The sequence below is a fragment of the Acinetobacter sp. WY4 genome (assembly GCF_018438165.1).
GTDB lineage: Bacteria > Pseudomonadota > Gammaproteobacteria > Pseudomonadales > Moraxellaceae > Acinetobacter.
Window position 1 is genome coordinate 1,497,603 of the sequence record NZ_CP053947.1, and the last position, 17,197, is coordinate 1,514,799.

Genomic DNA, 17,197 nt, shown 5'->3' on the forward strand with positions numbered 1-17,197 from the left:
AGCTCGTATGATTTGAGTCAGTTTATTTCATTTGCAAATACGCATTCACATTTTTCAATAATTCAGTGGATCGCTCATGCCCGAGCAAACTGCCTTTTTCCAGCCAGTCTTGTGCGATTCCGATATCACGCTCCACGCCAATTCCCTTGATATATAAACGTCCAAGATGACTATAGGCATCTGCATTCACCTGTGCTGCCGCCTGCTGATAATACTGCACGGCTTGCTCAATATTGCTCTCAACACCTTGACCTTGCTCATAGGCTTCACCCAGAGCATTTAGCGCCACACCATTCTGCTGAGCGGCTGCTTTTTGCAGATAGCTCAAGCCTAAGGCAATATCCTGCGCAATCTGTTGCCCTTCAAGATACTTCAAGCCCAATTCTGCTTGTGCCTGGGCATGACCCAATTGTGCAGCCTGATGCAGATAGCGATTTGCCAACTCTGCATTATTGATAAACACAGGATAAATGCCTGACAGAGCTTGGTACAGGAACCATGCCGCCTCTTTCGAACCTTTCGCAACCGCCTGATTGAGGTACTGGACAGCTTTATCACGTGTCGGCAATGGATATTCAGCCAGACTATAAAACCGGCCGACGCTATAAATCAGATCCGCCTCAGACTGAGCCACAATCTGCCAATACTGTTGTGCCGCGTTCTGGATCATTTGTGTGGCTTTGCCCGTATCTTTAACTGTGCCTATACCGTTTAAATAACACAGCGCCAGCCCCATCCCTGCAGACACATCATCAGGACTAAGCTGATAGGCAGCCTGATATAACTTAAATGCTTTTTGCGGTTCATTGGCTACCAGGTGCTGCTCAAAATACAGCGCAGCAATCATGCATAATGCAGGCGCATGCTGACTGTTGGCCGCTTCCGACCAGTAACGAAATGCCATGGTTTCATTTTTATCAACATACCAGCCATGAAAATAAGCCAGTCCGATTAAGGTCTTGGCGTGTGCATCGGCGTGTTCTTTGGACTGCTGCAATAAATGCTGGAACACGCGCTGACGCTGGTCGGTATCGATACGACCTTGTAATACACCAGCATAATAGTCATACAGACCTTTCTGGTCACCGAGACTGATACAACGTTTAATAAATTGCAGCGATTGCGTCAGGTCTTGGGGCAGAATCTGACCATGCGCATAATCATCGGCGATTTGCTGATTGGCAGCCAAATGATCTTGCTGTGCCGCCAGAAACAGATAATGAATTCCTTGCACTAAATCTTGGGTTGTTGAATCTGCCAGATAATACTGGGCCAGCTGATACTGCGAATTGGCATGACCCTGTCCGGCATTTTGAATGAATAATGCCAGACGCTGTTTTTCTGCAGTCATCTCGTTTTGAGGATGGTCTTCGGTAGAAGAAAGTTCAGTGATGCGGTACTGGGCATCCAGATTGCCACGTGCTACCGCATGTCGGTACCAGTACAGAGCTTTATCCGGGTCAGCCTGTTGATACGCCTCCCCTTCATGAATCTGCCCCAAATGATAGGCTGCTTCATCACTGCCCAAGCGAAAGGCTTTGTCCAGGTAGCTGATGGCTTTTTCAGTATTTTGCTCATGCCCTAGACCTTGCAGATGCATTAGGCCCATACCTACATAGGCTTGTGGAATTTCCTGTTGCTGAGCCAGTCCCTGATAAATCTGATAGGCACGTTCATAATTCGGATATTCCGGATCTGAACTCAAACGTGCTGCATGTTTCAGTTGAGCATCAATCTGCTCAATCCATAAATCATGTTGTACAGCCTTCGCCTGATCACGTTTCACCGGATCCGGACGTTTCCACATCCAGATCGCCAACGCCCCTATCCCCAAAATCAGTACCAGCAAGAACCACATAGCTGCTCCAAAACATTATTTTTGTTCTGCGAATGAATCCTTTCATTCTAAACGCCAGTTTAAAAAAAGCACATAGATTGTGCTTTTTATTTTTTAAATCAGGCTTTTGCTCTTTTACTATCGAGCTTTTTCAAACCTTCTGCCACGGCAACCATGGCAAAGCTTGAAGTTACCACCACGGCAGAACCATAACCACCGCAGCGCAAGCCGGCACTAGCACACACATCGGCACTGGAGAATGGATTATCGATGGAATAGACACAGGTAATACCGAATTTTTCTTTGGGCTTTTTACAGATGCCTTTAGCACGTAACTGGACACGTAATTTGGCCAGCATCGGGTCCTGTTCGGTTTTAGATAAATCTGCAACACGAATTTTCAGTGGATCCAGTTTACCCCCTGCCCCGCCCGATACAATTAAAGGAATCTTGTTAAAGCGACAATGTAGCATCAGGGCAAATTTGGCTTTGACATCATCGATGCAATCTAAAATCAGATCCGGTGTCGGAGCTAAAATTTCTTTGATATTCTCAGGCGTCAGATAATCATCAATTAGATTGATTTTAATCCGTGGATTAATTGCACGACACCGCTCGGCCATAACTTCAATTTTTTCATGACCCAAGGTGGTACTCATGGCAGGTAACTGGCGGTTGATATTTGATGCCGCCACCACATCCATATCGACCAAGGTCAGTTCGCCAATTCCGCTACGTGCCAGAGCTTCTACTGCCCATGAACCGACACCACCGATGCCAATCACCATCACATGACTTTTTTCATAATGGTTAAAGCTGTCTTCTCCATAAATTTTGGCAACACCAGCAAAACGGCGGTCATATTCATCATCTTGAAGCAGGTCAGTCATAGGTCATCTATAGCAATAAAAATACCGGATCATTTTAGCAAAATCCTCTTTTCTTTACCGCCACTAAATTTTTGATCGATTTAAATGACATTCAGATTGGATGAGAGCGACAACCCACTCGAGATTGATTAAAATATCAACAAATTAATTCTATGTCATTTGGCCCAAAGGAGTGGAATGTCATGCTATTTAACACCCTTTTGGGTTTGAACATGCTTTGTATCGGACTTTATTTTTATGTTCTGATCAGCCAAAAGAAAAAAAATTATTATCTCAGCATTCTCATTCGTTTAATGACTTTAGGATTATTTGGCTTGGTTATTTTCGATCGTTATGAAACACAGAATCATCTGATCATGTTATTGCTCTTGTGGGTAGGCTTTGAAAGCATGGAGCAGTTTTACGCTAGAAAAAAATCCAGTTCAGTAAAATAAAAAAGAGGCTTGCGCCTCTTTTCAATTCATCGGAATTTAGTCTTTATTCATGATAAAGAAATATTGACGATAATATTTCAGTTCTGCAATCGAATCGCGAATATCATCCATCGCCAGATGCGAGGCATTTTTCTTGAGACCGCTCATGATTTCCGGGCGCCAGCGTTTGGCTAGTTCTTTCACTGAAGAGACATCCAGATTACGGTAATGGAAATACTGTTCCAGTTCAGGCATCAAACGGTGCAGGAAGCGACGATCCTGACAGATCGAGTTACCACACATCGGTGAAGATTTTGGATTGACCCATTTTTTCAGGAATTCAAGGGTTTGCTGCTCGGCATCCTGAGCGGTCAGTTTACTGCGACGCACACGCTCAATCAAACCGGACTGACCATGCTGGCGAGTGTTCCACTCATCCATGGCATTTAACAGACGTGCAGGCTGATGTACCGCAAGCACAGGACCTTCAGCCAAAATATTCAAATTGTCATCGGTTACAATTGTTGCAATTTCAATAATTTGATCATTGTCTGTGTCTAGACCTGTCATTTCAAGGTCAATCCAAATCAGGCGGGTATCAGCGGTGCTGCTCATAAATGTGCAATCTTATTGGCTTTAAAAACAACTATAGTAGCAAATTAATTACATCTTGGGTGTCATTCGGGGGCTGCTTCATGCTATTTTTGCCATCTGATTTACCCGGTTTTTTTAGGATATGAATGGCCTTAATACGTAAGCGTCGTCTGACAGAGCAACAACAGCGCCGCATTCAGAAACAACAGAAAACACGTCAAGAAGATCTCGATACCTCCAGTGATCTTGAAGGTTTAGTGGTGCAACATTATGGCCGCCAACTTGAAGTGCAAGCTTTGTCTCGCCCTGACATTCACCCTGAAAAACCTGTGGTCGCCGATGGTGAGCCTGAACCTTTCTGGAAAGAGATTGAACTGGACAGCGTCTGGCGCTGTCATACTCGAACCAATCTGGATTTATTGGTCACGGGTGACCGGGTCAAATGGCAAGCCGATCCGAATACCGGTTTAGGAATTATCACCGCGATTCATCCCCGAAAATCCTTATTGACACGCCCCGACCGCTATCACAAGGTTAAACCGGTAGCGGCCAACATTTCACTGATTGTGATCGTGTTTGCACCATTGCCTGAGCCAGCGCCGGGCCTGATCGACCGTTATCTGGTGGCCTGTGCCGATGCCGATATTCCTGCATTGCTGGTGATGAATAAAGCCGATTTGTTAAAAGAAAACGATCCGATTCTGACTCTGCTGCAAGAATATCAAGATCTCGGTTATGAAGTGATGCAGACCCAATCCGATGGCGACCTGACTGCACTGTCTTATCGTCTGGAAAATGAAACGGTGGCTTTCGTCGGTCAATCTGGTGTGGGTAAAAGCACGCTGATTAATGCGATCGTGCCGGATGCCGCACAGAAAACCAATATTATTTCGGAAAACTCGGCACTCGGTCAACACACCACGACGTCAACGCGCTTGATCGGTTTTGGTGAAGGTGCGGCCCTGATTGACTCTCCGGGAATTCGTGAATTTGGCCTGTGGCATCTGACTTTAGATAAGGTACAAAGCGGCTTTCCTGAAATTGAAAATCTGCTCGGCCATTGTCAGTTCCGTAACTGTACCCATAAGCATGAAAAACAATGTGCTTTGCGTCAGGCTGCGGCCGAAGGTGAAATTTTGCCGCGCCGACTGGACAGCTATTTACGTTTAATCGACGAAATCACTGAAGCACAGCAAAAAAATTAATTTTCTTAACCCTTGGCCCTTGAAGCGGTGATTTTGATCACCATATTTATGAGCTATACTCTTGGCAATTTTAAAATTGTAATTAGGTGAATTGTGGAACGTTGGTTCGAGTTTATGGGGAATCACCCCTTCTTATTTGGAACACTCGCGGTATTAGTGGTTTTGTTCTTCATTATCGAAGGTCAACGTAACGGTCGCAAAATTTCTCCGCAATCGCTGGGAATTTTAGTCAAAGCAAAAAATGCCATGCTGGTTGATCTACGTGATGCCAAAGACTTCCGTGAAGGTCATATCAGCGGCAGCCGTAATATTCCATATAGCCAGATTACAAAACATGTTGAAGAGCTGAAAGCATCTGATCGCCCTTTGGTGTTCATTTGTAACCTTGGACAGGTGGCTGGTACTGCATTACAGCAGGTTGGTCATGCCGATGCCTACCGTCTTGATGGCGGCGTCAGCAACTGGAAAGCTCAAGGTTTACCTTTGGTGAAAAGCAAATAATCCACGAACAGGAGATTGATCATGGCTGAAGTTACTATTTACTCGACGACAGTGTGTCCTTATTGCGTGCGTGCAAAACAGCTACTGGAACGTAAGGGTGTGGCATATAAAGAGATTAACTTGTCTCAAGAAGCGCCTGAAGTACGTCTTGAATTGATGCAGCGTACCAATCACCGTACCGTGCCACAAATTTTTATTAATGATCAGTTCATCGGTGGTTTTGACCAACTTTATGCTTTAGAGCGTGAAGGCAAACTTGATGAATTGCTGGCTTAACCTTACTAAAATTATCACTTCATATTAAGGATCAAAAAATGAGTGAAGAACAACAAGCTCAACCACAATTGGCATTAGAGCGTATTTATACCAAAGATATTTCTTTTGAAGTTCCTGGGGCGCAAGTTTTTACCAAGCAATGGCAACCTGAGTTAAACATCAATCTTTCTTCTTCTGCAGAAAAAATTGATGAAACTCATTTTGAAGTAGCTTTGAAAGTCGTGGTTCAAGCGACCAACGAAGGTGATACCGCGTTTATCGTTGATGTCACTCAAGCTGGTATTTTCTTGGTGGATGGTGTTGAAGAAGAGCGTCTTCCATATATCCTGGGTGCATACTGTCCGAACATCCTGTTCCCGTTCCTACGTGAAGCAGTGAATGATATGGTGACTAAAGGCAGCTTCCCACAGTTGCTACTTACACCAATCAACTTCGATGCTGAATTTGAAGCCAATATGCAACGTGCGCAAGCCGCTGCTGTGGATGGTCAAGCTTAATCGCTATCCTTCAAATCTAAAAAAGACCGCTTATGCGGTCTTTTTTATTGCCTTGAGTGGCCTCCCCCTTTATCAAAGGGGGAATGAGGGGGATTTTAATCATTTCCTCACTCAGAGGAAGAAGTCATTCCCCTCTCTCTAACTCTTTCCCTGAGGGAGAGAGGACTTATAGGATTTATTCCGCATCCGCCATCAAATCAGCGCTCATACCAACAGTATTAAAACCAGCATCAACATACAGGATTTCACCAGTAATCCCGTTAGCCCATGGCGAGCACAGGAACAATGCAGCATTACCGACATCTTCAATCGTCACATTACGTTTTAATGGAGCAACTTTCTCATTCAGGTCAAGCATTTTACGGAATGATTTAATACCTGAAGCTGCCAAGGTACGGATTGGACCCGCAGAGATCGCGTTCACACGAATACCTTCCTGACCCAAGCTAGACGCCAAATAACGTACGCCTGCTTCTAAAGAGGCTTTGGCCATACCCATCACGTTATAGTTTGGCATTACACGCTCAGAACCTTGATAGGTCAATGTCAGCAAACAGCCTTGACGGACTTGCAGCAAAGGTTTTGCCGCACGTGCCATTGCAATAAAGCTATAAGCACTGATGTCATGTGCAATATTAAAGCCTTCACGATCCGTGATCTCGGTGAAGTCACCATCTAGCGTATGTGCCGGTGCAAAACCGATAGAATGCACTACGCCGTCCAGACCATCCCAGTGTTTAGCCAGTTCGGCAAATGCATGGTCAATTTCAGCATCGACTGCCACATCACAAGGAAAAACCAGTTTCGAACCAAACTGTTCAGCAAAGTCATCTACCCGCTTTTTCAGCTTTTCATTTGGATAAGTAAAAGCCAATTCAGCACCTTCACGATGCAATGCCTGGGCAATACCAAAAGCAATCGATAATTTACTCGCAATGCCCGCGATCAAGAAGCGCTTACCCGCCAAAAGTCCTTGTGCCATGTGAATCTCACCTAAAAAAATGTATATGGCATGATGCCAAGTCTGGAGCATTTTAGAAATTGCATAATGCACCTTTTTTTCTATTTATGATGAACCGGGAATTTAAGACCGAGTTAAGAGCGTTAAATTAAATGGCCAGATGCAGGGCCTGATGAGTATTTTGCCAGAGCTGTTCAGCCAGTTCCTCTTTGTGCATATGTAGACTCTTTGCCAGTCCTTGCAGCACATAAGGTAAATTTGCAGGTGTATTTCGGGTACGTTGCTCGGTCGAGCTTTGACAACAGAGTGGCGTCATATCCGGACAGTCAGTTTCCAATACCAGATGTTCTGGTCCGACATACTGCACCACTTGATGAAGTTTTTTGGCATTTAGATTGGTGATTTGCCCGGTGATGCCCAGTTTGAATCCTAATTTGATAAAGGCCTTGGCTTCCTCAATCCCACCACCAAAGGCATGCGCAATGCCGCCCTGTTTAAACTGCTGTTGTTTTAAAATCTGCAAAACCTCCGCATGTGACTTACGGATATGCAGCAAAACCGGCTTATCGAATTGCTGCGCCAGTTCCAGCTGTGCAGCAAAAAAATCTTTTTGCTTCTGGAAAATTTCAGCCTGTTTGTGCTGTTTTAAAAAGGTATCCAGACCGATTTCGCCAATGGCAATACAATGCTCATTTTTAAGCAGCTGTTCCAGCTCCTGTAAATGATCAGTCTGATGCTGTTCAATATAAAATGGATGCAAGCCCGGGGCTAAATGACTTTGCGGTGCATTTCCCAGGTCATTGATAAAGTCGTGAGTTCCTAACAGATCAGCAAAACGGTTTTGCAAAAAACCAATTAAAACCAGATGCTCGACACCTGCCGCTTTTGCCGCATACGCCAACTGTTCCCGATCAGGATCAAAATCGGGAACATCAAAATGGGTATGCGTATCAAACAGTTTTAAGGTCATTTAGTTTTTTCAGCAGGCGCTGGCTGTGCCTCAGAGGCAGCTTTTTCAGTTTGAGGCAAATATTCAGGTTTCAGCACACCTTGTAGCTGTTCATAAGGAATCATTAAACGTGGCAAGCCAACTACATATGGCCCAATTTCATATTCGGCATATTGCAAGACCAGACCTTGCTGGGCCAGATAAAAATTATCAGTAAGCTTGAACTTCCAGGCTTGTTCATATTCCGCCACATCTTTGGCCAGATTGGATTCTACCACCCAGTTTTTAAACGCATCATAAGCACGCGCTTCCAGTTGGGCTTTCTGTTTGGCCGCAATAATGTCATCCAGCTTGACCAGTTTTTTCTGCTCCAGATCAAAATTATAATAAGTCTGTGCAGATGCGCCGTGTGCTCCTCCCAGATAATAACTGCTGTTCAGAACCACGGTCGCCAAAGGATCTCCTGAATTCAAAATCTTGGGCTTAATCATCAGGCTAATACTATGACTGGCACTCAGGGCCTTGAGCTCTTTATCCAGATTCAAGAAAGTTTGCATATAAGGTTGAGTTTGCTGCTCAAGCTGCTGTTTTGGTGTCACCACTGTTGCTAAAGCAGCTTTGGGTTCAGAGGCGGCAACGTCTGCTTCGCTGGCAGCGCTCACTTTTGCCGGTTCAATCGCATCAAGAGACAGGATATTTTTCAACTGTTGCAGAATCTGCTGGTCGATCCATTCATCAATAAAGCTCTGATTACTGTTCAGACGTTCGATCGAAATTTCCGGACAGCTTTTGTCTTCACATTCTGGAATCGCCAGCTTGAGCTTTTCGGTATCGCCGCTGAGTTTAAGTGCTTCAGCTTCGGCTTGTAGCACCTCGGAAGCACTTGATTCTTCCGGCTCATTACTCTTCGGCTGACAGGCACTCAGCAAGATCGCTGATGCCAGGATGGATAGACAAAAGATATTCTTGTATTTTGGCATTCATTCACCTTTTTGGAACCTGTACGCTTGCAGGATCATGAGCTTTAAAACATATGCTGATAGATATCAGCTTTCAAGACCTGTTGTGTTTGTTGTTTTGTTAAATAAATATCCAGTTGTTTGGCATCTTTGCTAATTTCATGGCTGCGAAAATGCAGCCCAATGCCTTCCTGATCAAAGAACCAGTCAGCCTGTCCCCAATACAGTTTTTTCGGCGCTTTCTGCTGAACTTGCTGATCGTTTTCTTTGAGCCATGTATCATAGGCTTGCTGAATAATCTGATCCATTACTAACTGTTGCTTAGGATCGACAATATCCAGTGGGGTTAGCATTTTCTGCTGGCGACGATCAGCCACAAAAAAATAATAGCGCTCATGCACGCTGACATTTTCCTGTTTGGTATCGACCCCAATCTGCATCAATACATATTGATTGCGTTGGTAAGGAATACGGGTATATAGCGATAACTCATAAGCCTTGTTCAGATTGAGCTGCGCCTGCCACGCATCCGATTTTTTTACATAGGCATTGATCGCCTGCTGTAAATTCATGTCCTGTTTCAAGCCGATTTGATCCTGAATCACTTTGGCCTGCTGCTTTTCAATCCATTGGTTCATCCATGGATCAACCGTATGCAAGGTCTGAATATCCAGATTGATACAGTTTTTATTTTCACAAAATGGCAAGGCAATTTTAGCCGGCTGCTCTTGAATATTCAGATAAGGCAAAACATCTGCGGTCTGCTGAGCTGCGGTGATTTGCTCATTTTCCGGAGTATTAACAGGCTCTTTTTCGCTTTGATCACAGCCACTCAGGACAAGACTTAAACCAATCACAGAACCGAGGACGACTTCCTTGCTGAGCTTCATTCTCTTTGCTATATCTATCGAGTTATTAATTGCTTAAATGTAGCATAAAATAAAACAGCTTCCGGAGAAGCTGTTTGATATTTTTAAACTTTAGCTGCGAAGCCTGAAATTTTAGTGTTCACGCGTATTGTGGAACACGATGTCCGGATAACGTTCTTGCATGAGCTGTAAATTCACCCGGCTTGGTGCAAGATAAGTCAAATGACCTCCACCATCGACAGACAACTGGTCATGGGCTTTTTTCTTGAATTCGTTGAATTTCTTCTCGTCATCACAAGATACCCAACGCACTGTGTTGATACTGACCGGTTCGTAAACACAATCAACCTTGTATTCTTCTTTCAGACGGTAAGCCACCACTTCAAACTGTAGCACACCCACCGCACCCACGATCAGGTCGTTGTTATTCTGCGGCATGAATACCTGGGTCGCGCCTTCTTCTGAAAGTTCTTTCAGACCTTTTTGCAACTGCTTGGATTTTAATGGATCCTTCAAGCGGACACGACGGAACATTTCCGGCGCAAAGTGCGGAATACCGGTAAACTGAAGTTTCTCACCCGAGGTAAATGTATCGCCAATCTGGATGGTGCCATGGTTATGCAGACCAATAATATCACCCGGCCAAGCTTCTTCCAGATGCTGACGATCACCGGCCAGGAAAGTTAAGGCATCACTGATGCGCACATCTTTATCCAAACGTACATGCTTCATCTTCAAGCCTTTTTCATACTTGCCTGAACAGATCCGCATGAAGGCAATACGGTCACGGTGTTTCGGATCCATATTGGCCTGAATCTTGAAGACAAAACCGGTAAAGCCTTCTTCATCCGCTTCTACAACACGATCTTGGGTCGGATGGGCTTTAGGAGATGGTGCATATTGACTGAAGGCATCCAGAACATGGTCGACACCAAAGTTACCCAAGGCTGTACCGAACAACACAGGCGTTTGACGACCGGCCAGGAATTCTTCACGATCTAAAGGCTCATTGGCCATTTGTACCAGTTCCAGCGATTCTTCAAATGCCGCCCAAGCCAGTTCACCCACTTTCTCACGAAGATCAGGATAGTCATAACCATCTCGCACTTCGATCTCGGTAATGACTGAACCGAAACCGGCTTTATACACGTAGAATTTTTCTTCGATTAAATTGAATACACCGGCAAAATCTCGGCCAGTACCGAGCGGCCAGGTGATCGGAACACATTTAATTTTCAGAACGTTTTCGATTTCATCCAGAAGCTCAAGCGGTTCACGGATTTCACGGTCCATTTTGTTGACGAATGAGATGATCGGGGTATCGCGCATACGACACACTTCCATCAATTTAATGGTTCGGTCTTCGACACCTTTTGCACCATCAATCACCATCAGCGCCGAGTCTACCGCGGTTAGGGTACGGTAGGTATCTTCCGAGAAGTCTTCATGTCCCGGGGTGTCCAGAAGATTAATCATCTTGTCTTTAAAAGGAAATTGCATCACCGAGGTGGTAATCGAGATACCACGCTCTTTTTCCATTTCCATCCAGTCCGATGTTGCGGCCCGGTCAGATTTACGGCTTTTTACCATCCCGGCCACCTGAATAGCCTGACCCCATAACAGCAATTTTTCTGTCATGGTGGTTTTACCGGCATCGGGGTGGGAAATAATAGCAAAGGTTCTACGAGCCTTTACCTCTCTCGCTAATTGATCTTTAAACATGAGAAAAATCTACAATATGTACACAGTTATGTACACATTTCTAAATATGTACTAAAACTGAAAAGTGGGAATTCAAAATTGGCGCAATTGTAGCAGATTTAAACTCGCTATATTCAAGTCTTGTCTATTGAAGAATCTAGATCCTATTACTGAAAGTAAGTTAAACCATTTGTATAATTTTTTCTTTTAAGCGTGTACAAAAATCTAAACACTCATTCCTCATCGACAGATTAAATTCTAAATCACATTCAGTAATTTTAAAGAATACAACATGAAAAGGAATATCCACGCCATGTTGTTTTATATTAGTAGAAATTACTCCATTAGTACTGTCTAAATGAAGTGATGCCCATCTTTTCTCTGATATTGGATATATAAAGCCACATCCTTTGATTTTCGCCTCATTAGCGTATTGACCTATGTAAGTATGGAGCTGAAATAGATCCTCTCGACCTACGCCAAATCTACTGTCGAAAGTTTTATATTTAACATCAAATATATAAAGACCTTCAGCACTTTCCAGAACAAGATCTGGCTCTAATTTCCTCATATATCCAGTATTGATACCTGCTGATATTTTATGAATTTGCGCATATTTACTACGCACAATTATTCCTGCTCTTTTTATTAACTTACGAATAAAATATTCAAAAAGCATAGATACATCAAATAGAAATGAGCTCGATGCTTCATCTGAACTAAAATCCGAACTTTTTTGACTTATGATTTTCTTAGATAAATCTATAAGAACGTTGTAATCATTATAAAATGGATTTGTGAAATATTGCGTTCGCAAAATCTCCTGTCTCGTCCTTTTTATCCCTTTATTAGCAATAAGAAATGTATTATAGATATTCCTCGTATGCTGACAAAATGAGTAATGTTCTATAATTTCATAAGCAGCAAGGAAAAGTGAAGCTGAAGGGTTTTCATAGCTATGCTCTCTATAACTACATAAATGTTTTCCTAACATCTTATTGTTAAAATAATCAACAACATCAATCTTCCCACGCACTCGCCCTAACTTCTCATTTTTTGTTATATATGTTTTTGGAAGCCCTAATCGATACGCCCGCTTAAATTTAATGTTCCAAAGATATGCAAGGAGCCATTCATAACCCTCCCCTATATTTTGACCTCCGAAATTCTCCAGTTCAAGAAATCCGTCAGCGTCAGCTATAATAAATCTTAAGAAATTATCCCCAAATCGCGAACTAATCTTTAATGAATAATCTCCCTGCTTAATAAAGCCAATAAGATTTCCTGTGGTAAGAGTAAAGTTAGCTGCATTAATACCACTAACTCTTAATAAAGCGTCATCAGTATTATGCTCATATTCACTATCGTTAAAGAGAACCAAAGCATCAGCACCACGCTCCATTAAGGAATCATTGACATCAGTAGATAACCTATTAATAAAGTGCCAAACTGCTTGGTCGTTATTATAAGGATACGTCCATTGTCCACTAGCCCTTTTATTTAGCTTAACAGGGTTATCTAATCGTCGGTTATACAGTATTCCATCTTGAACTGTATAAATTTGATTGTCGACCAGAGTTCCATTTTTAATGACATTAAAGAGCCACACATTAGACCCCAAAAGATTTACTAAAAGATCTTATTAACTCTGCTTCTTCACCTGTACCACGTAAATATTCTTGCAACAATGGTCTGATACTATCTTCCCAAATCAAAGCTTTCACCTCAGTTAAGCTTAAACTTTTAGGGTATTTCAAATTCATTAAATAAGCATGCCCAATCTGGTAATCATTACCAAGTAAAGCTTGAGCTTTTATATTTTCATTAAGCTCTTCAAGACTACTTGCTAATTCAATCCATTTAGCACAATGCTCTGAAAGGTAGAATTTCAACAACCTTGTATCTGGCTTCACCTCTTGCCAAGAAAATCTACGCCGAAGAGCGAAGTCAAAACTTTCCACACTTCTATCAATCGTATTCATTGTGCCAATTAAATATATATTGGTAGGAATGAAAAATTGATAGGTCTGTCCTAATTCCAGTATGCCTGTTTTCTTCGTATTCAAATTAGCATATTGGGTTTTAACACTGCCCTTAACACCACGATATTCTAAGCAGTACATTAACTCGCCAAAAACACGAGATAATTCCGCACGGTTAATTTCATCAATAATAAAAAAGAATGGAGGGATAGCATTAGAAACTAATTTAGTTTGGTCCTCTACTCTAAAGATATAGTCCCAATATGAATTACTGAGTTGATCTTTATAAGGATGTAAATCAAGGATTTTTATCTCATCCCATTCTTTATCTAGATGCAAATTAAATACATCAATTTCCCATTTACCAGCCTTTAAACAAAACTCTTTAAAAATCCCATTCTGTAATGTTAATTGGGCTTGTCCATTCTCATCTAAAATAGGGCGTAGTCCTTCAATGAAATCCTCATAGCTGAAAGACGGATGGAATTGCACTAACTCAATCTGACCTTGATGAGTAAAATCAGTATCAGGAGCAAACTCCTCTTTCCAAATATCAAACAAAAGTGAAGTTTGCTGACGAGCCTGAAAAGTCTTACCTGTTCCAGGAGCACCGTATTTAATAATTTGTTTTTTTAAACTGAATGGGTTTGACAAATTTTCATAGAGCTCCCAAACAAACTGGCTTAAAAAAAATTCGTCTGTCTCTTGATTCTGCATCTCTTCACTGAATACCTGTTTCAAAATCTCCATCAAAAATTGATTTTTTGAAAACCAATCTTTAGGTTCACTATCTGGATAAATTGGAATAATTTTTTCACGCATTAACCAACTAAAAACTTGGTTAAATTTACCTGAGTCTACCGTTGTAGAAACATCAAGAGTACATGCAGCAACTACCCTATTAACAAGCACTGGATTATTTTTTTCTATATATTCAGACCAATGATCTTGAAATATTTTGTAGCTTCTTATATTAGGCTCAAGAATCAATTGTTCTAAGGCTGTTAAAAATTCTTTATTTTTAATAACCTTACGGAAGTCGATTTCACTCAAAGTCGACTGCCCACGAGAAGCAATACCATTATTTTTATCATAGAGAAGCTGCTGTAGAAAATTTTCATCCCTCTCTGATAATGTTTCTCCTTGTTTTATGCATTCTCGTTTTTTTTCGACCTGATTATAAAAATTTTTATATGCTTTATTCCATCCCAAAACTTCATGCTTCCTATTCTCAATCAAAAGCTTATAAAGATTTTTTAATCTGATCGACATACCGTATCCTTTTCTAAATTACCTTACTTCGAAATTTTTTTTAAAATATAGCCTTGCTCTTGAACAAAGTGGCTCTCACAAATATTCTCTTCAATTAACTGATTTAGCACTTGTTCTGCTTGAGTATGTCCAATTAAAAACTTACGTTGTAAACTCGATACCGAAACGACACCTACTTCCTCTATGAATAATTTGGCACGTTCAAAAAGATCGTCTGATTGCATAATTCCCCCATTCTCAATGAATTAAATTTTTGCTCGTACTAAGATCATGCTGACATTGTCATACGCCTGTTTCGAATCTAATGACGCTTTCATGTCGAGTAACCATGCTCGAAGTTCCATATCTACTTTTAAAGCAGGCCATTCCGTACACTCCATCACATCATGCACACCATCGGTACAAACTAATAAGGCATCATTCTCAGTCAAATATTCTTCTGTTGTTGTAAAATCCATCACTTCATGCAAAGGATCAGCACAAAAGTATTGTAATAATGCACCATAAATACTGGCATAGTTTCCCCCTTCTTTTATCTCGCCATTTTCTCTTAACTGTTCAAGATAATTATGATCTCTCGTCAGGCAGTGCCACTTTTGATCATGCTGGCTAAACAAATATACTCGACTATCCCCAATATGTTGAATTGTCACAAAACCTTGTTCGCCATTATTTTGAATGAGTGCAAGTGTTGAACTGGCTCCAAAACTATTTTTTTGATGTGCTAATTGATCAACAAGATACTGCTGAATGGTAAATGCTTGACAAGTTTCTATCTTTTTATTTTGCATTAAAGCATTTAAAACTGTATAGGCTGCTTGCTCAGCTACTGGACTATTGCTAATCCCATCCGCTACAGCAACACACCACTGTTCTTTTTCAGAATGGCTATACAGTTTAGTGATGAGTCCATCATGTTGAATAACTTTATTTTCAATCAAAATGGCATCTTGTTGATACTTTGACCTCGCCTTCCATGTCAGACCTTGCATTTCAAAAGTACTCATCACATTGATCTCAAACTTAATAGTACTTTTTTTACCAAAACCCGATAACACAATCAAGAAAAATTTTGTATAAGTTACTGATTAATAATGAATTATTTAATTTAAAACTTACTTTACGCTTTTTAATTCTCATTCATGTTTAACTGTTTAAGTAAAAATGTAACTAAATATTTTTTCAAGCTAAATCATGATTTAAGACGATACCTTTGCTTAGGGCTTTTCGGCTTATCTGGAATAGTACGCTCAATCAAATCTGCTTCTATTGCTGGATTCAAATAATTCTTTGGAATGTTGCCCGATGGTTTAAACCAACCAATTGCATCAACTCAGCCAAAGTGTAGTCTTCTAGCTTCATTGCTGAAATTAAACGCTGAACTTGATCGCTCACTTGTACGTAAGCTTGAGCGGTAACATGACCGCTATCTTGAGCGGTATCAGTTGAACTAAGAATTGCATCTAAAATCATCTGCAAAATAAATTCTATAAAAGGTGCTGAATCTGTTCGATCCGTACTTGCTTGTAATGCTTCATAATAGGCTTTCTGATTTTGATAAATCAGGCTTTCAACAGGAATATTAGCAAAGATTGGATTCCATCTGCTTAATATTAAAGTTTGCCATAGCCTTCCCATGCGCCCATCGCCATCCGCAAATGGATGAATGAATTCAAACTCATAGTGAAATACTGAACTTTGGATAAGAGGATGCACTTCGCTATCATTTAACCAATCAAGTAAGTCAACCATCAGTCGATTAATTTGATTTGCAGGCGGAGCCATATGCACCACTCGATCACCTGACATTACACCGACACCACCATGACGATACTGACCAACTTCATCAATCAAGCCTGTCATTAAAATTTGATGAGCTTGTAGTAAGTCCGACTCTTGACTTGGTTGCCACTGCTGAAAGGCTTCATAGGCTTTAATCGCATTACGCACTTCCTGAACTTCTTTTGGAGGTGCAATTACGGTCTTACCATTTAGAATCGCCGTGATCTGTTCCGTACTTAAAGTGTTCCCTTCAATCGCCAGTGAGCCTTGAATGGTACGGATACGATTGGCTTTTCGTAGTTTTAAGCTGTCTTGGATTTCTTCTAAAACAGTCAAGCGCCCTATATTCTCACTAATCTGTGCAATTAGATGAATGATTTTAGATGTGATGGTATAAGGCGGTTGGTATTTCATAAGGAGGCTATTCCTACAAATTTATTTTAGAATTATACGATCTATTGTAAAATATTGATTTTACAATTATTCAATCATTTAAAGTCTATTTAATT

17 protein-coding genes and 1 pseudogene are annotated in these 17,197 nt (G+C 41.4%); 5 read left to right on the plus strand and 13 right to left on the minus strand.

The window, feature by feature from the left end; translation table 11 throughout:
• Positions 1–22: 22 nt before the first annotated feature.
• A complete protein-coding gene (locus tag G4D73_RS07070) occupies positions 23–1,858 on the minus strand; it encodes a tetratricopeptide repeat protein (protein WP_213687695.1) in 1,836 nt (611 codons plus the stop codon).
• A 98-nt stretch (positions 1,859–1,956) separates the two neighbouring features.
• Positions 1,957–2,727 (minus strand): ThiF family adenylyltransferase, encoded by a 771-nt coding sequence (locus tag G4D73_RS07075; protein WP_129716334.1) that lies wholly within the window; start codon positions 2,725–2,727, stop codon positions 1,957–1,959.
• A gap of 182 nt (positions 2,728–2,909) precedes the next feature.
• Between G4D73_RS07075 and G4D73_RS07080 the strand changes: the two genes are divergently transcribed.
• On the plus strand, positions 2,910–3,161 hold the full coding sequence (locus G4D73_RS07080; protein ID WP_213687696.1) for a hypothetical protein: 252 nt from the start codon (positions 2,910–2,912) through the stop codon (positions 3,159–3,161).
• 36 nt (positions 3,162–3,197) lie between these two features.
• Here the strand turns inward: G4D73_RS07080 and orn are convergent, their stop codons facing one another.
• Positions 3,198–3,755, minus strand: a complete 558-nt coding sequence (orn, locus tag G4D73_RS07085; protein ID WP_044109923.1) for an oligoribonuclease — start codon at positions 3,753–3,755, stop codon at positions 3,198–3,200.
• A 125-nt stretch (positions 3,756–3,880) separates the two neighbouring features.
• Here orn and rsgA point away from each other — a divergent pair, with 125 nt between their 5' ends.
• The 4 genes from rsgA to secB all read left to right on the plus strand — a co-directional run bounded on the left by rsgA (position 3,881) and on the right by secB (position 6,213).
• On the plus strand, positions 3,881–4,939 hold the full coding sequence (rsgA, locus tag G4D73_RS07090; protein ID WP_213687697.1) for a ribosome small subunit-dependent GTPase A: 1,059 nt from the start codon (positions 3,881–3,883) through the stop codon (positions 4,937–4,939).
• Between the two features lie 93 nt (positions 4,940–5,032).
• On the plus strand, positions 5,033–5,440 hold the full coding sequence (locus G4D73_RS07095; protein ID WP_004647440.1) for a rhodanese-like domain-containing protein: 408 nt from the start codon (positions 5,033–5,035) through the stop codon (positions 5,438–5,440).
• Between the two features lie 21 nt (positions 5,441–5,461).
• Positions 5,462–5,716 carry a glutaredoxin 3 gene (grxC, locus tag G4D73_RS07100; RefSeq protein ID WP_004278388.1) on the plus strand — a complete coding sequence of 85 codons (255 nt, stop codon included), beginning with the start codon at positions 5,462–5,464 and terminating at the stop codon, positions 5,714–5,716.
• Positions 5,717–5,754: 38 nt separating this feature from the next.
• On the plus strand, positions 5,755–6,213 hold the full coding sequence (gene secB, locus G4D73_RS07105; protein ID WP_004647439.1) for a protein-export chaperone SecB: 459 nt from the start codon (positions 5,755–5,757) through the stop codon (positions 6,211–6,213).
• A gap of 175 nt (positions 6,214–6,388) precedes the next feature.
• Here secB and G4D73_RS07110 read toward each other — a convergent pair whose 3' ends face one another.
• From G4D73_RS07110 to G4D73_RS07155, 10 genes and pseudogenes are all read right to left on the minus strand, one after another.
• The gene (locus G4D73_RS07110) at positions 6,389–7,195 is read right to left on the minus strand and encodes an enoyl-ACP reductase FabI (RefSeq protein ID WP_004647438.1); all 807 of its coding nucleotides are present in this window, start codon (positions 7,193–7,195) and stop codon (positions 6,389–6,391) included.
• 127 nt (positions 7,196–7,322) lie between these two features.
• Complete coding sequence (locus G4D73_RS07115) at positions 7,323–8,144, minus strand: TatD family hydrolase (RefSeq protein ID WP_086044112.1); 822 nt, start codon at positions 8,142–8,144, stop codon at positions 7,323–7,325.
• Positions 8,141–9,103 (minus strand): RsiV family protein, encoded by a 963-nt coding sequence (locus G4D73_RS07120; RefSeq protein WP_086044113.1) that lies wholly within the window; start codon positions 9,101–9,103, stop codon positions 8,141–8,143. Before G4D73_RS07120 ends, G4D73_RS07115 begins: the two co-directional genes overlap by 4 nt.
• A 44-nt stretch (positions 9,104–9,147) precedes the next feature.
• The gene (locus G4D73_RS07125; protein ID WP_138743101.1) at positions 9,148–9,972 is read right to left on the minus strand and encodes a hypothetical protein; all 825 of its coding nucleotides are present in this window, start codon (positions 9,970–9,972) and stop codon (positions 9,148–9,150) included.
• 111 nt (positions 9,973–10,083) lie between these two features.
• A complete protein-coding gene (locus G4D73_RS07130; RefSeq protein WP_168386726.1) occupies positions 10,084–11,673 on the minus strand; it encodes a peptide chain release factor 3 in 1,590 nt (529 codons plus the stop codon).
• A gap of 160 nt (positions 11,674–11,833) precedes the next feature.
• Entirely contained in the window at positions 11,834–13,261 is a 1,428-nt protein-coding gene (locus G4D73_RS07135; RefSeq protein ID WP_004890055.1) for a 5-methylcytosine restriction system specificity protein McrC, read from the minus strand.
• Between the two features lies 1 nt (position 13,262).
• A complete protein-coding gene (locus G4D73_RS07140) occupies positions 13,263–14,906 on the minus strand; it encodes an McrB family protein (RefSeq protein ID WP_071320468.1) in 1,644 nt (547 codons plus the stop codon).
• Positions 14,907–14,929: 23 nt separating this feature from the next.
• Positions 14,930–15,130 carry a DNA translocase FtsK gene (locus G4D73_RS07145; RefSeq protein WP_004842512.1) on the minus strand — a complete coding sequence of 67 codons (201 nt, stop codon included), beginning with the start codon at positions 15,128–15,130 and terminating at the stop codon, positions 14,930–14,932.
• Between the two features lie 21 nt (positions 15,131–15,151).
• Positions 15,152–15,913, minus strand: coding sequence for a PP2C family protein-serine/threonine phosphatase (locus G4D73_RS07150; protein ID WP_004842513.1), 762 nt, complete (start codon positions 15,911–15,913; stop codon positions 15,152–15,154).
• 185 nt (positions 15,914–16,098) lie between these two features.
• Positions 16,099–17,102, minus strand: a pseudogene (locus G4D73_RS07155) (Fic family protein).
• Between the last annotated feature and the right edge of the window lie 95 nt (positions 17,103–17,197).

Excerpts from the sequence above, each read along its gene's own strand:
- G4D73_RS07145 (WP_004842512.1), bottom strand. The coding sequence starts at position 15,130 with ATGCAATCAGACGATCTTTTTGAACGTGCCAAATTATTCATAGAGGAA.
- G4D73_RS07140 (WP_071320468.1), bottom strand. The coding sequence starts at position 14,906 with ATGTCGATCAGATTAAAAAATCTTTATAAGCTTTTGATTGAGAATAGG.
- G4D73_RS07120 (WP_086044113.1), bottom strand. The coding sequence starts at position 9,103 with ATGCCAAAATACAAGAATATCTTTTGTCTATCCATCCTGGCATCAGCG.
- G4D73_RS07130 (WP_168386726.1), bottom strand. The coding sequence starts at position 11,673 with ATGTTTAAAGATCAATTAGCGAGAGAGGTAAAGGCTCGTAGAACCTTT.
- G4D73_RS07115 (WP_086044112.1), bottom strand. The coding sequence starts at position 8,144 with ATGACCTTAAAACTGTTTGATACGCATACCCATTTTGATGTTCCCGAT.
- G4D73_RS07110 (WP_004647438.1), bottom strand. The coding sequence starts at position 7,195 with ATGGCACAAGGACTTTTGGCGGGTAAGCGCTTCTTGATCGCGGGCATT.
- orn (WP_044109923.1), bottom strand. The coding sequence starts at position 3,755 with ATGAGCAGCACCGCTGATACCCGCCTGATTTGGATTGACCTTGAAATG.
- G4D73_RS07125 (WP_138743101.1), bottom strand. The coding sequence starts at position 9,972 with ATGAAGCTCAGCAAGGAAGTCGTCCTCGGTTCTGTGATTGGTTTAAGT.
- grxC (WP_004278388.1), top strand. The coding sequence starts at position 5,462 with ATGGCTGAAGTTACTATTTACTCGACGACAGTGTGTCCTTATTGCGTG.
- secB (WP_004647439.1), top strand. The coding sequence starts at position 5,755 with ATGAGTGAAGAACAACAAGCTCAACCACAATTGGCATTAGAGCGTATT.
- G4D73_RS07070 (WP_213687695.1), bottom strand. The coding sequence starts at position 1,858 with ATGTGGTTCTTGCTGGTACTGATTTTGGGGATAGGGGCGTTGGCGATC.
- G4D73_RS07075 (WP_129716334.1), bottom strand. The coding sequence starts at position 2,727 with ATGACTGACCTGCTTCAAGATGATGAATATGACCGCCGTTTTGCTGGT.
- G4D73_RS07150 (WP_004842513.1), bottom strand. The coding sequence starts at position 15,913 with ATGAGTACTTTTGAAATGCAAGGTCTGACATGGAAGGCGAGGTCAAAG.
- rsgA (WP_213687697.1), top strand. The coding sequence starts at position 3,881 with ATGGCCTTAATACGTAAGCGTCGTCTGACAGAGCAACAACAGCGCCGC.
- G4D73_RS07080 (WP_213687696.1), top strand. The coding sequence starts at position 2,910 with ATGCTATTTAACACCCTTTTGGGTTTGAACATGCTTTGTATCGGACTT.